The sequence below is a fragment of the Staphylococcus sp. HMSC072H03 genome, assembly GCF_001809305.1.
Taxonomy (GTDB): Bacteria; Bacillota; Bacilli; order Staphylococcales; family Staphylococcaceae; genus Staphylococcus; species Staphylococcus hominis.
Genome location: NZ_KV796872.1, coordinates 44,402 through 57,913 on the forward strand (window position 1 = coordinate 44,402; position 13,512 = coordinate 57,913).

The 13,512-nt window shown below is 31.4% G+C and carries 13 protein-coding genes and 1 pseudogene; 4 read left to right on the forward strand and 10 right to left on the reverse strand.

Annotation, left to right across the window (positions count from 1 at the left end; genetic code table 11):
• The 8 genes and pseudogenes from HMPREF2578_RS01505 to HMPREF2578_RS01540 all read right to left on the reverse strand — a co-directional run.
• A pseudogene (locus HMPREF2578_RS01505) lies at positions 1 to 664 on the reverse strand (UvrD-helicase domain-containing protein); the annotation flags it as partial.
• Positions 664 to 1,356: a heptaprenylglyceryl phosphate synthase gene (locus tag HMPREF2578_RS01510; protein WP_017175246.1), complete on the reverse strand. Its 693-nt coding sequence runs from the start codon at positions 1,354 to 1,356 to the stop codon at positions 664 to 666. The gene HMPREF2578_RS01510 and the pseudogene HMPREF2578_RS01505, both read right to left, overlap by 1 nt.
• Before the next feature lie 159 nt (positions 1,357 to 1,515).
• A complete protein-coding gene (locus HMPREF2578_RS01515; RefSeq protein ID WP_017175247.1) occupies positions 1,516 to 1,818 on the reverse strand; it encodes a YerC/YecD family TrpR-related protein in 303 nt (100 codons plus the stop codon).
• A gap of 104 nt (positions 1,819 to 1,922) precedes the next feature.
• A complete protein-coding gene (gene purB / locus HMPREF2578_RS01520) occupies positions 1,923 to 3,218 on the reverse strand; it encodes an adenylosuccinate lyase (protein ID WP_070508220.1) in 1,296 nt (431 codons plus the stop codon).
• Positions 3,219 to 3,440: 222 nt separating this feature from the next.
• Positions 3,441 to 3,623 carry an NETI motif-containing protein gene (locus tag HMPREF2578_RS01525; protein WP_002455112.1) on the reverse strand — a complete coding sequence of 61 codons (183 nt, stop codon included), beginning with the start codon at positions 3,621 to 3,623 and terminating at the stop codon, positions 3,441 to 3,443.
• Positions 3,604 to 4,209 (reverse strand): DUF2179 domain-containing protein, encoded by a 606-nt coding sequence (locus HMPREF2578_RS01530; protein WP_017175249.1) that lies wholly within the window; start codon positions 4,207 to 4,209, stop codon positions 3,604 to 3,606. Before HMPREF2578_RS01530 ends, HMPREF2578_RS01525 begins: the two co-directional genes overlap by 20 nt.
• Before the next feature lie 110 nt (positions 4,210 to 4,319).
• Positions 4,320 to 5,156: an ammonia-dependent NAD(+) synthetase gene (gene nadE / locus HMPREF2578_RS01535; protein WP_017175250.1), complete on the reverse strand. Its 837-nt coding sequence runs from the start codon at positions 5,154 to 5,156 to the stop codon at positions 4,320 to 4,322.
• Entirely contained in the window at positions 5,149 to 6,618 is a 1,470-nt protein-coding gene (locus HMPREF2578_RS01540) for a nicotinate phosphoribosyltransferase (RefSeq protein ID WP_017175251.1), read from the reverse strand. The genes nadE and HMPREF2578_RS01540 overlap by 8 nt, the downstream gene beginning before the upstream one ends.
• A gap of 178 nt (positions 6,619 to 6,796) precedes the next feature.
• Here HMPREF2578_RS01540 and HMPREF2578_RS01545 point away from each other — a divergent pair, with 178 nt between their 5' ends.
• The gene (locus tag HMPREF2578_RS01545; protein WP_017175252.1) at positions 6,797 to 7,864 is read left to right on the forward strand and encodes a nitric oxide synthase oxygenase; all 1,068 of its coding nucleotides are present in this window, start codon (positions 6,797 to 6,799) and stop codon (positions 7,862 to 7,864) included.
• A gap of 30 nt (positions 7,865 to 7,894) precedes the next feature.
• A complete protein-coding gene (gene pheA, locus HMPREF2578_RS01550) occupies positions 7,895 to 8,695 on the forward strand; it encodes a prephenate dehydratase (protein WP_017175253.1) in 801 nt (266 codons plus the stop codon).
• 180 nt (positions 8,696 to 8,875) lie between these two features.
• On the opposite strand, the gene HMPREF2578_RS01555 is transcribed toward pheA, so the two are convergent.
• Positions 8,876 to 10,435, reverse strand: a complete 1,560-nt coding sequence (locus HMPREF2578_RS01555) for an SLC13 family permease (RefSeq protein WP_017175254.1) — start codon at positions 10,433 to 10,435, stop codon at positions 8,876 to 8,878.
• A 266-nt stretch (positions 10,436 to 10,701) separates the two neighbouring features.
• Positions 10,702 to 11,784 (reverse strand): glycosyl hydrolase family 28-related protein, encoded by a 1,083-nt coding sequence (locus HMPREF2578_RS01560; protein ID WP_029376776.1) that lies wholly within the window; start codon positions 11,782 to 11,784, stop codon positions 10,702 to 10,704.
• A gap of 133 nt (positions 11,785 to 11,917) precedes the next feature.
• Between HMPREF2578_RS01560 and HMPREF2578_RS01565 the strand changes: the two genes are divergently transcribed.
• Positions 11,918 to 12,478 (forward strand): cysteine hydrolase family protein, encoded by a 561-nt coding sequence (locus HMPREF2578_RS01565; protein WP_002450084.1) that lies wholly within the window; start codon positions 11,918 to 11,920, stop codon positions 12,476 to 12,478.
• 48 nt (positions 12,479 to 12,526) lie between these two features.
• Complete coding sequence (locus HMPREF2578_RS01570; RefSeq protein ID WP_017175256.1) at positions 12,527 to 13,456, forward strand: manganese-dependent inorganic pyrophosphatase; 930 nt, start codon at positions 12,527 to 12,529, stop codon at positions 13,454 to 13,456.
• Positions 13,457 to 13,512 lie beyond the last annotated feature (56 nt).

The window sequence follows — 13,512 nt, forward strand, 5'->3', positions numbered from 1 at the left end:
GTCATAAATGAACGCATTCACTTCGAAATTTATTTTGATAGTATTCTAATGCATCTGGTACACGTTCAAATAAACGAATCGTTTTCATGATTAAATCATCAAAATCCAATGCTTCATTTCTAGACAGTTGACGTTGATATCCACTATATACTGTTGCAACCATTTGTGAATGAAAATCATTTGCTTCTTTCATCGCATCTTCGGGCGTTTTCAATTCATTTTTTAAATTACTGATGGCACCAATAAACATTCTCGGTTCAAAACGTTTACTATCAATATTTTCATTTTTAAGTACATCTTTAATTACAGATTTTTGATCAGTTGGATCAATAATGGTAAAGTTGCGTTCAATTCCAATACGATCTGCATCTCTTCTTAAAATCTTTACACACATTGAATGGAACGTTGACATCCAAATCACTTGAGCTTCTTCACCAACCAAGTGTTCCACACGCTCTTTCATTTCTTTTGCAGCTTTATTAGTAAAGGTAATAGCTAAAATGTTATACGGAGACACATCTTTTTCATCTAATAAGTAGGCTATGCGATGTGTTAACACCCTTGTTTTACCTGAACCTGCGCCAGCCATGATAAGCAGAGGACCTTCTGTCGTTCTAACTGCTTCACTTTGTTCTTTATTCATATTACTTACTAGAGCATTCATTATTTCGACTCCTTCTTTATTTTTACAGTTTTTAAAGCTTTTTTAATATCTGAGTATATAATATTACCTACAATAATTGTATCGGCATAGTTTTTCATTTCTTTAGCTTCAGTTAAAGAACTAATACCGCCACCATAAAATAATTGTGTATGGGTTAACATTTGGGAAGCGGCTTTTACAATATCTTTATCTCCATATGTACCACTATATTCTAAATACAAAATTGGCAACTTATACATTTCTTCAACGAGTTGAGCATAAGCTTCAATATCTTCAACATCTAACTGAGTATTTGATTGTGTCAGTTTGGCTACTTTACTATCTGGATTAAGAACGACATACCCTTCAAGCATCACTTCTTCAAAATTAATCATATGACCATATTGTTTTAATGCTTTATGAAGCAAACCATTATGATACGTCACATCATTACTATTTAATATTGAAGGTATAAAATAAAAGTCAAAGCCAGGCATTACGCTATCTAAATTTGAAACCTCTAGTACTAAAGGTAATGGATATCTTCTAACTCTACTCATAAGATGAATGACATTATCTTCAGTTACATCGTCTGTCCCACCAATCATGATGGCATCAGTATCTGACATACATAAGGCTTCTAAATTTTCGTCGCTAATCTCTTTGGCAGGATCAAGTTTAAATACATGCTGCCACTTTCTAATGTCATACATTATCCATAACTCCTTCTTTTAACATACACTAAATTATAGCATTTTTACCTTTGCAATTCTAAATCAATACACTAAGTTTATACTAGTATAAATTGTAAAAATTATATTCACAAAAAAGAGACAATTGCTATTTTTAGCTAAGCAATTGTCTCTCTTTATTTATTCTTTTGTTTCAACATTTAATCTATCTAAAATCATTGTATACGCATCATTACCCCATTGCAGTGAGCGTTTAACTCTAGATATCGTAGCTGTTGATGCACCAGATTTCTTTTCTATAGTTGCATAAGTAAAACCTTGCTTTATCATTTTAGCAACTTGAAGTCTTTGAGATAAAGATTGAATTTCATTGACTGTACATAAATCATCAAAGAATTGATAACATTCTTCTCTATCTTTAAGTGTTAAGATAGCATCAAATAATTCATCCAATGCTTCTCCTCTTAATTTTTCAATTTGCATCTCAAGCAACCCCTATTTTCAAATTAAATATAACTATATTTTAACGCATTAATTAATTAAAGTGTAGTTATTTCAATTGAAAATACTAAAACTATATTAGTAAACTATTCTAAATTAGCATGTTTAAAAATGGTATCAACTTGGTTCAAATGATGTTTTGGATCAAAACACTCGTCTAATTCTTCTTTAGATAAAACATTTGTAATGGTTGAATCTTGTTCTATAAGTTCACGGAAAGGTGTTTTAGTTTCCCAAGATTTCATTGCTTTAGGTTGTACTTTATCGTATGCTTCTTCACGAACCATACCTTTATTAATCAATGCAAGTAAAACGCGTTGTGAGAAAATAAGACCAAATGTTTTATTGATATTATTTCTCATATTATCTTCAAATACTGTTAAACGGTCGATAATATTAGTAAATCTATTTAAAGCATAATCTAATACAATTGTTACATCTGGTAACATAATTCGCTCTGCAGAAGAATGAGAAATGTCTCGTTCATGCCATAATGGGACATTTTCATAAGCAGTCGTAATATAACCACGAATCACTCTTGAAATACCTGTAATATTTTCTGAACCGATTGGATTACGTTTATGCGGCATTGCTGATGATCCTTTTTGACCTTTTGCAAATGCTTCTTCAACTTCTCTCGTTTCAGTTTTTTGTAAATTACGAACTTCTACAGCAAATTTTTCTAATGATGTCGCAATTAACGCTAAAGTTGCAATGTAATAAGCATGACGATCACGTTGAAGTGTTTGAGTTGATACAGGGGCTGTGTCAATTCCGAGATGTTTACAAACGTAACTTTCAATTTCAGGAGGGATATTGGCAAATGTTCCTACTGCACCACTCATTTTCCCAACTTCAATTTCTTTACGTACCTCTTTAAAACGTTTTAAATTACGTTTCATTTCTGTATACCATAATGCCATTTTTACGCCAAAAGTAGTTGGCTCAGCATGAACACCGTGTGTACGACCCATCATTAATGTATATTTGTATTTTTTAGCTTTTTCTTCAAGTACTTTAATAAAGCGTTCAATATCTTTTTCAATAATTTCATTAGCTTGTTTAATTACATAACTTAATGCAGTATCTACAACATCTGTAGAAGTTAATCCATAATGAACCCATTTACGTTCTTCTCCAAGTGTTTCAGATACTTGTCTTGTAAATGCTACTACATCATGACGTGTTTCTTGTTCAATTTCTTTTGCACGATTGACATCAACTTTAGCATTTTCACGAATTTTTTTTACGTCGTCCTTAGGAATATACCCTAATTCGCTCCAGGCTTCACAAGCAAGAATCTCAACTTCTAACCATGCTTCATATCTATTTTGGTCTGTCCAAATACTAGACATTTCTTCTCTTGAATAACGTTCAATCATTATTAAACTCCTATCTTATGTAATTATTTTTATAAAAAGCTGTACATTAAATCGATTTTAAGTAAAATAGTTCGTATTTAACTCTATATTTATAGTTTAACAGATTCTATACTAAAAGTATAAAGATTTTTTATTCTAATTGAATATAGGTTTACGAACTTTATAAAAATATTAAAAGGTCTCTGACTTCTAAAGTGTCAAAGACCTATATATGAGCAGTTATTAAATGTCGTTTTCGATTTTCTTACCAACAAATTGAATATCTTGTCGTAATATCTTTATATTTCCTTGTTTATCTTCAAAGTACACAGGTTTTTCAATACGTCTGACTGGCATGTATCCTTCTTTTCTCATACGTGCAATACAATCTGAAATAGTTTCATTTTCATTTACCTTGAACTTCACTATGTTCCACAACACTTTCTATTTCTTCTACTTCATATGCTTTTACTTTCTTAGTTCGAACACCTTTAGTCCAGAATCCACCGTGAATGGCTCTAGGTTCATACGCAATGATAAATGCTTTTTCATCTAAACTACGAACAGTTTCCATTAATTTTCGTTCATAACGTCTAGGTGTTAAAATTTGCATTACCATTCGACTTCCATCTCTACCATGTGCTTCATAGTGAGTAACACCATAACCTAAATTTCGTAACTCTTTAGGTAAATCGAGCTCATATTCTGAAGATGTTACGTTTACAACTGTATAGCCTAACGCAAGCTTTTCTTCAATTTTCATTCCAACAATGATACCTATTGAGAATCCAAAGGCATATGCAATAATATTTTGAATTTGATCTAAACTAGACATCACTAGCCCTAATCCAACAACATATATTAAAACTTCAAAAAAACTTACTACTGCTGCCATATAACGATATCCTTTTAACGTTAAAATTGTGCGCATTGTAAGAAATGTAACATAAAAAACGTTAATGATGAATATCGCTAATACCATTATCCATGGATTTGACGTTATTACTGACATATTATTCCTCATTTCATTTAACTAAAATTCGAAATAATTTTATCAGTCACAAATAATTTTGTCACTAAAAACTAATAGTAATTAAATCATTTAATTATTAACGTATTCATTTATTCTTTTGCATGTGAATGTTTAGGCCAAGTATAGCGAGTATATGCCAATTCTCTTTTATGTGCATTTTTAACATAATGATTCTCTATCGTTGTTTTTGCATCACTTGGTACTTCTTTGCCCTCTAAGTAGTCATCAATTTGATTATAAGTTACCCCTAATGCTTCCTCATCAGGTAATTGAGGTTTATCATCTTCTAAATCAGCAGTAGGCACTTTTTCATATAAATGTGATGGCGCTTCTAAATATTCCAAAAGCTGTCTACCTTGGCGTTTATCCAGTCCAAAAATAGGTGCAATATCAGCAGCACCATCACCGTATTTAGTATAAAAACCTGTGATATTTTCAGCTGAATGGTCCGTTCCTATAACAATACCACTACGATTTGAAGCAATAGAAAATTGTACTTTCATGCGCTCTCTTGCTTTTTCATTTCCTCTTTGGAAGTCTGTAAGTTCAATACCCGCTTCTTTCAATGATGCTACACTTTGATCTACTGCCGGTTTAATATTAACTGTAATCACTTCATCAGGTTGAATAAAATGAAGTGCATCTTCTACTTCATCAGCATCCTTTTGTTTACCATAGGGAAGTTTAACTGCTATAAATTGGCATTCTCTTCCTTCTTTACGGAGTTCTTCAACTGCTAATTGCGCTAATTTACCAGTGAGTGTAGAATCTTGACCACCAGATATACCAAGTACTAATGACTTAATAAATGTATGTGATTGAACATAATTTTTAATGAATTGGATAATCTCACGAATTTCTTGTTGACTATCAATATGTTTCTTTACTTTCATTTCTTTTACTACGATATCTTGTAAATTAGTCATTGTCTTCCTCCATTTCCTTAACATGTTCTGTCACTTCAAGAATGCGCTTTTGTTTATTATTCCAACAACTTGTGCTTAAATCTACTGGATATTCTTGTGGATTTAAATAACGTTTATTTTCTTCCCACAATTGTGATAATGATTGTTTTAAATAATCTTGAGTTTCTTTTTCACTTGGTAAGTCATAAACTAACTTACCATTTTCGAAAATTGAATGATGTAAATCAACCGCTTCAAAATGCTTAACATGTTTCATTTTATAAGTATGAACTGGATGGAACATCTTTAATGGTTTTTCTTTATTAGGATTTTCATGTTCAAGCGTGATATAGTCACCTTCAGCCTTGCCAGTTTTAGTATTAATAATACGATATACTTTTTTCTTACCAGGCGTAGTAACTTTTTCCGCATTATTTGATAGCTTGATACGATCTACATATTCACCTTCATTATTTTCAACAGCGACAAGCTTATAAACTGCTCCTAAGGCTGGTTGATCATAACCCGTGATCAATTTAGTCCCTACACCCCAAGAATCTACTTTTGCACCCTGTGCCTTTAAACTGGTAATTGTTTGCTCATCTAAATCATTTGAAGCAATGATTTTTGCGTCTTTAAAGCCTGCATCATCAAGCATACGACGAGCTTTTTTCGATAAATATGCAATGTCACCAGAATCTAATCTTATACCTATAAAATTAATGGAATCTCCTAATTCTTTTGCAACTTTAATTGCAGTTGGTACCCCTGATTTTAAAGTGTGGAACGTATCTACTAAAAACACACAATTTTTATGTCGTTCTGCATAAATCTTAAATGCTTTATACTCATCACCATATGTTTGAACGAGTGCATGAGCATGAGTTCCGGAAACTGGAATATCAAATAATTTGCCTGCTCGGACATTACTTGTTGAATCAAACCCACCAATATATGCTGCACGCGCTCCCCAAACTGCGGCATCAATTTCTTGTGCACGTCGTGTACCAAATTCCATTAACGTATCTTGTGGTGCAACTTGACGAATTCTACTAGCTTTCGTTGTAATAAGCGTATGAAAATTTACAATATTAAGTAAAATCGTTTCAATAAGTTGAGCTTGAATTAATGGCGCTTCTACTCGTAATAATGGTTCATTCCCAAAACACAATTCCCCTTCTTGCATCGCGCGAATATTCCCTGTAAATTTCAAATTTTTAAGATATTTTAAAAAATCATTTTTATATCCTATTGATTGTAAATATTCGATATCAGAATCACTAAAATGGAAGTTTTCTATAAATTGAATCATCCTTTTTAACCCATTAAAAACAGCATATCCACTTCCAAATGGCATATTTCTGAAATACAAATCAAACACTGCATTTCTTTCATGAATACCGTCATTCCAGTAACTTTCTGCCATATTTATTTGATATAAGTCATTATGTAACATTAAACTATCATCTTCGTAACGATACATCCTCATCTCTCCTAACAACCTTTTTGTATATTTTATCACAATTCAGTAATAGTGAGTATTTTCGATAATAGTCTTTAATTTAAAAATTAAATTTTTTTAATTCGACAAATTCATGACATAAGTATTTATTGTATGTGTTATATCAGTTACTCGCTTATAATACTATTGAGGTGTTTATATGCTATTAGAAGAAGCTAAAAATTTTATCCAAACTATGTATGGTGAATTAAATTACTCAAATCATATTATTTCTAAACGTATCACTGAGATAGAGAAAGAAATCAATCAAACAGGTACTTATACACATACTTATGAAGAACTAAATTATGGTGCTAAAATGGCATGGCGTAATTCCAATCGATGTGTCGGCCGCTTATTTTGGGAATCATTAAACGTTGTGGATGCACGAGATATTTATACAGAACAACATTTCTTAGATGCGCTTCATAATCATTTAAGCAAAGCAACAAATGGCGGTAAAATCAAACCATATATCACTATATTTTCTTCAACTGATGCACCTAAAATATATAACAATCAATTAATACGTTACGCAGGATATGAAGATAAAGGCGATCCATCAGAACGCGAGATAACGCAATTAGCTAATCATTTGGGATGGAAAGGCAAAGGTTCAGACTTTGACGTGCTTCCTCTTATTTATCAATTACCAAATTCACCTATAAAATATCATGAATTTCCAGCTTCATTGATTAAAGAAGTTGATATAGAACATGATCAATTTCCAAAGCTGAAAGATTTACATTTAAAATGGTATGGTGTTCCTATTATTTCTAATATGGATTTGAAAATAGGTGGAATTACATATCCAACTGCTCCTTTTAATGGTTGGTACATGGTCACTGAAATTGCAGTTCGTAATTTTACTGATACTTACCGCTATAATTTGCTTGAAAAAGTTGCAGAAACATTTGAATTTGGTACACTTAAAAATAATTCATTTAATAAAGATCGTACATTAGTAGAATTAAATTATGCAGTTTATCACTCTTTTAAATCACAGGGTGTTTCTATTGTTGACCACTTAACTGCTGCTAAACAATTTGAATTATTTGAAGAAAAAGAGGAACAGCATCATCGTGATGTTACTGGAAAATGGTCATGGTTAGCCCCACCGTTATCGCCAACGTTAACTGCTAATTATCATCATGGATACAAAAATATTATTAAAGATCCTAATTTCCATTATAAAAAAGCGATACCGATGAAATGTCCATTCCACTAGTGTACAAGATTCATGAGGTGACAATTCATCATGCATTTATATTATTTAGGTCCCGAAGGTACATTTTCATATTTAGCTGCTAAAAAATATTTTTCAAAAGATAACTTTAATTTCATACCAAAGTCTAATTTATACGAAGTCATTAAGGCAGTAAATAGTGACGCTCAATCTGTAGCAATTGTACCAATAGAAAATTCAATTGAAGGAACTATAAACATTGTGGCAGATGCACTGGCTCAACAACATGTTTTTGCACATGGGGAAATACATTTAGATATTAATTTTGGTTTATATGCGACAAGTGATTCAAAGGTAGAAAATATAAAAAAGGTATACTCTATCGCACCAGCCATCAGTCAAACAAGCCAATACATTCAAAAACATCAATTTTCTTACGATTATGTTGACAGTACGATTCAAGGATTAGAAAAAATTTCCTCAGATGTAGCTGCCATTGTTCCTGTGGGTAGTGGTGAAATGTACGGATATACTGCTATAGAGAGTAATATTCAAGATTATCCGCATAATGTTACACGTTTTTTAGTCATAAAAAATGATAATAACTTTGAGTCTAAAACGAATAACACAATGCTATTAATTACCCCTAAGTATGACAAAGCTGGATTACTGGCAAGTATACTGACTACATTTGCATTATTTGATATTAATTTATCATGGATTGAATCAAGACCACTGAAAACTCAACTGGGTATGTATCGTTTCTTTGTACAAGCAGATACCGGTCTATCAGATAATTTGAATAAAGTTATCTCGATATTAGAAACATTAGATTTTTCAGTAAAAATTATTGGCGCTTTTCATCGTCAATAAAATAGAGTGGACAATATTTGTGTTGAAGTTATCCTCTCATTCTGAAAATCTAACCGCATCATATTAAAAATGCCTAGGATCACTCATGAACTCATGATGTCCCAGGCTCTTTTTATGTATTTATTTAAAGTATTAAGATAAAACATACATAATGAATATATGATTTCAAGATATTTAATTTTATTTTAAATTTAATGTGTCAGAAATATCAAATCCTAAAATATGTGGCATTAAGAAATAAACAACTACTATAATAATCACTGCAGAAATTAAATTAACCCAAACTCCTACTTTAGCCATTTCTTTAATACTCAACTTACCTGATCCAAATATAATAGCATTTGGGGGTGTTCCTACTGGTAACATGTAAGCACAGTTTGCTGCCATAGCTGCAGGTACCATTAATAACAATGGATGTACACCTACTGCTACAGATAGCGCAGCAAGAATAGGTAAAATCATTGTAGCAGTTGCTGTATTCGAAGTCACTTCTGTTAAAAATAACACAAATATTGTAATGACAATAACGATTACTAGTGGATGCACCCCATCTAACATTTTCAGTTGCTCACCTAGCCATTTTGCTAAACCACTTTCTGAAATTCCTTTTGCTAAAGCTAAGCCTCCACCAAATAATATAAGTACACCCCATGGTAATTCTTTTGCCACTTCCCAATCAATAATTCGCTTATGCTTTTCTTTACTTTTAGCCGGAAATATAAAAAGTAAAATAGAAATAAATATTGCAATTGTACCGTCTGCAACTTCAGATGTTATTGAAAAATTTTTTAAAATAAATTCTCTTGTTATCCATAGTAAGCTGGCAAGAATAAAAATAGCTTGAACTACTTTTTCTTCATAAGACATTTTACCAAGACGATTGAGTTTATCTTCAATCAATGTTTGACCACCCGGTAAATACTTCAGATCATGTCTAAATGCGATAAATCTTAAATAAGCCCATGCTAGTGCTATTAAAATAATGACTGTAGGAATACCAACAATCATCCATTTAGCAAAGCTAATTTCTTGTCCAAAATGTTGTTCAAATTGTCCTTTTAGTATAATGAGTGGCGGTGTTCCAATAAGTGTACCTAATCCTCCGATGGTCCCAGAATAACCAATTGCTAAAACAAGTGATTTTTCAAATTTCGAAATACTATCTGATTTAACGTCATCATCTTTCAACTCATTCGCTTCTTTAATAATTGCTAAACCAATAGGTATCATTATCATAACAGCCGCTGTATTTGATACAAACATTGATAGGAATCCTGTAGCAATCATGAATCCTAATAATATTTTACTCGTGCTTGCCCCAATATATCTAATAATAGTTAAAGCTACACGTGTATGTAAATTCCACCTTTCCATAGCAATTGCAAGAATAAAACCACCTAAAAATAAAAAGATAATATCATTACCATATTCAGAAGAGACTTGTTCAGGCGAAAGTACATGTCCTAAAGGCAAAAGTATGAGTGGTAAAAAACTCGTTGCAGCAATTGGTATCGCTTCTGTAATCCACCAAATAGCTATCCACACCGTAATTCCTAAAACATATACCCCTTTGAAAGGAAGTTCTACTGGATGAAAGAATGATAAGATAAGAACAAACAATAACGGTCCTAAAATGAGCCCCAATAATTGCCCCATAGAATAAGATTGATTTGTATGATCTTTTTTAGAAAAAAATGTTAAGTATTGTGCATTTCTTCGAAAACCTGATTGCTTAGTCATCTAATTCTCCCCCTTTAAAATTAGAAACTTAACTTAATATATTCTATTTTTAGAAATATGGCATCATCTCAACAAAGTTGATTTGATACCTATTATATTGCAAACAAGCCTCATAGAAATCTGACTTTTTTGAAAATATATAATGATATTATAACATAAAAGAAAATAATGATATTATAACATAAAAGAAAACGCTTTATTATATATCATAATAAAGCGCGTATCATTTATTTTTCATCTATAATTATACCTTTTTAAATTAAATACTAATCAATATTAATTTTTTTAACTTTAACTTTATCACTTTGATTAAATGTCAAATTAGAAATATCTTCTAAATGTAATCTTTGTGTCGAATGATTAAACGAATTACCTGCAATAAAAACATTAGTATGTTTTACATTATTATAACTTCTCACGTGTATAGCATCTCTTTTCATTTCTCCTTCGAAATGATTACCGGTTACAGTCAAATTATCTCCAGCTTGAGTCTTTTGAACTTGTCCTGTAGAAACATCAGCCGCATTTTTTCCATCTTTAACTCCAAGAAAACGAATACCACCATTACAATTTATAAAGGTATTATTTGAGATAAACATTGTCTTTGATTTTAACGGAGTTAATGCATATTCATTCATTCCGTTAAACACATTATTCCTTATATGAATATTTTCGTAAAAGCGATTATAACGACTGGCATGAGAGCCTATCGCTCTATTCCAAGCTTGCATTTTATATTGGTTTGAATTTCCAAAATAGCAATCTTCAATGACAACATTTTTGGTAATCGTGCCATCAGTCGTACCAAATTTAGGAAATGACCCAGGCACTTGAATGTCTAATTGAATTGCTTCAGAAAATGAGCGATCACCATTTACATCAAAAAAGCCTTTAAACTTACAGTTCTTAATATATAAACCATTGATTCCACAAGCATCTAGTGCATGTCCACCTACAACATCAAGTACTGTAATATCTATTAACTCGATATCTTCAGCATGACCTATAGACATTGCGGTATTATTATAGGGGTACTTTGAACCGTTCATATCAAATATACCACCTTTTATTTTAATATGCCCATTTCCTTGATATCCATGATAGAAACCAAATTTTTTACCATTTTTTAACAATGCATCTCTCGAGTGACGCTGCAAGATGGTATCATCTTCTAATATTAAAGTGGTATGATTATATATCACTAATGCTTTACTAATATAATAAGTCCCAGATGGTATATAAACTGTATGTTCTCCGTATCTTGCGGCATTAAGTGCTTTTTGTATAGCTTTAGTATCTCTTCGTTTATGTTTTCCTTTTAAACCAAAATCCTGTGCATTGATCAATATTTTTTATCCCCTATCTTATGTTGTTATTAAATATATTTGTAACCATAATGGTGTATAGCTATACTATATTTATAATTTAATATTATACATTTTTTAAGGTATTCAAACATTTATTAAGAAAGGGATGTTTATTATGACTAACAAAGCATTGATTGTTGTAGATTATTCTTATGATTTTATCGCTGATGACGGTCGATTAACTTGTGGTAAACCAGGCCAAGATATTGAACAGTTTATTGTAGAAAGACTCAATCAATATCAACATCAACATGATAATATCTTTTTCATGATGGATTTACATTTTGAAGAAGACCCGTATCATCCTGAAACTAAATTATTCCCACCACATAACATTGAAGGCACTTCAGGTCGTCAATTATATGGTAAGGTAAAATCATTTTTTGATAAATATAAAAATGAAGATACTGTACATTATTTAGATAAGCGACGTTATGATTCTTTTTATGGTACTGCTTTAGATAGTTTATTAAGAGAAAGACATATTGATACTGTTGAAATTGTAGGTGTATGTACTGATATATGTGTACTCCATACAGCAATTTCTGCTTATAATTTAGGCTATCATATTATCATCCCTGAACAAGGTGTTGCCTCATTTAATGAAGAGGGTCATCAGTTCGCTTTAGCTCATTTTAAAAACTCATTAGGTGCAAAGGTAGAAGTTATCAATTAAAACATGCTAAAATAAGGATAAATTTAAAAATTAAGGGTGAATAAATCAATGGCAAAAACTTATATTTTTGGACATCAAAATCCGGATACAGATGCAATATCTTCAGCTATTATCATGGCTGATTTTGAACAACAAACTGGAAATTCTGAAGCAACTCCTTATCGCTTAGGTGAAGTGAGTGCTGAAACAAAATATGCATTAGATCATTTTAAAGTTGATGCACCAACTTTATTAAATGATGATTTAGAAGGTCAAGACGTTATCTTAGTTGACCACAATGAATTCCAACAAAGTGCTGAAACTATTGCTAAAGCGAATATTGTGAATGTCGTAGATCATCATAGAATTGCGAACTTTGAAACAGCAGGCCCTTTATACTATCGTGCAGAACCTGTAGGTTGTACTGCTACAATTCTTTATAAAATGTATAAAGAACGTAACTTTAAGATTAAACCTGAAATTGCTGGATTAATGATTTCAGCTATTATTTCAGATAGTTTATTATTTAAATCTCCAACATGTACTGAAGAAGATGTAAATACTGCTAAAGCATTAAAAGACATTGCTAATGTCGATTTAGATGAATATGGTTTAGAAATGTTGAAAGCAGGTGCTTCAACAACTGATAAATCTGCTGAAGAGTTATTAAATATGGATGCTAAATCATTTAATATGGGAGATTATGTTACTCGTATTGCTCAAGTCAATACTGTAGATATTGATGAAGTCTTAAATCGTAAAGATGAATTGGAAAAAGCAATGTTAGAAACAAGTGCAAACGAAAAATATGATTTATTTGTATTAGTTGTCACTGATATTATTAACAGTGATTCTAAAATTTTAGTTGTCGGGGCTGAAAAGGATAAAGTTGGTCAAGCCTTCAATGTTCAATTAGATGATGGTATGGCTTTCTTATCAGGTGTAGTTTCTCGTAAAAAACAAGTTGTACCTCAAATCACTGAAATTTTAACTAAATAATTCATATTTTAATTCATATATAATAAGGCTGAGATAGTAGGTTACTTAACTCTCAG

Bases quoted from the DNA above. Each gene is read 5' to 3' on its own strand.
- HMPREF2578_RS01510 (WP_017175246.1), bottom strand. From the start codon at position 1,356: ATGTATGACATTAGAAAGTGGCAGCATGTATTTAAACTTGATCCTGCC.
- HMPREF2578_RS01515 (WP_017175247.1), bottom strand. From the start codon at position 1,818: ATGCAAATTGAAAAATTAAGAGGAGAAGCATTGGATGAATTATTTGAT.
- purB (WP_070508220.1), bottom strand. From the start codon at position 3,218: ATGATTGAACGTTATTCAAGAGAAGAAATGTCTAGTATTTGGACAGAC.
- HMPREF2578_RS01530 (WP_017175249.1), bottom strand. From the start codon at position 4,209: ATGTCAGTAATAACGTCAAATCCATGGATAATGGTATTAGCGATATTC.
- nadE (WP_017175250.1), bottom strand. From the start codon at position 5,156: ATGACTAATTTACAAGATATCGTAGTAAAAGAAATGAAAGTAAAGAAA.
- HMPREF2578_RS01540 (WP_017175251.1), bottom strand. From the start codon at position 6,618: ATGTATCGTTACGAAGATGATAGTTTAATGTTACATAATGACTTATAT.
- HMPREF2578_RS01545 (WP_017175252.1), top strand. From the start codon at position 6,797: ATGCTATTAGAAGAAGCTAAAAATTTTATCCAAACTATGTATGGTGAA.
- pheA (WP_017175253.1), top strand. From the start codon at position 7,895: ATGCATTTATATTATTTAGGTCCCGAAGGTACATTTTCATATTTAGCT.
- HMPREF2578_RS01555 (WP_017175254.1), bottom strand. From the start codon at position 10,435: ATGACTAAGCAATCAGGTTTTCGAAGAAATGCACAATACTTAACATTT.
- HMPREF2578_RS01565 (WP_002450084.1), top strand. From the start codon at position 11,918: ATGACTAACAAAGCATTGATTGTTGTAGATTATTCTTATGATTTTATC.
- HMPREF2578_RS01570 (WP_017175256.1), top strand. From the start codon at position 12,527: ATGGCAAAAACTTATATTTTTGGACATCAAAATCCGGATACAGATGCA.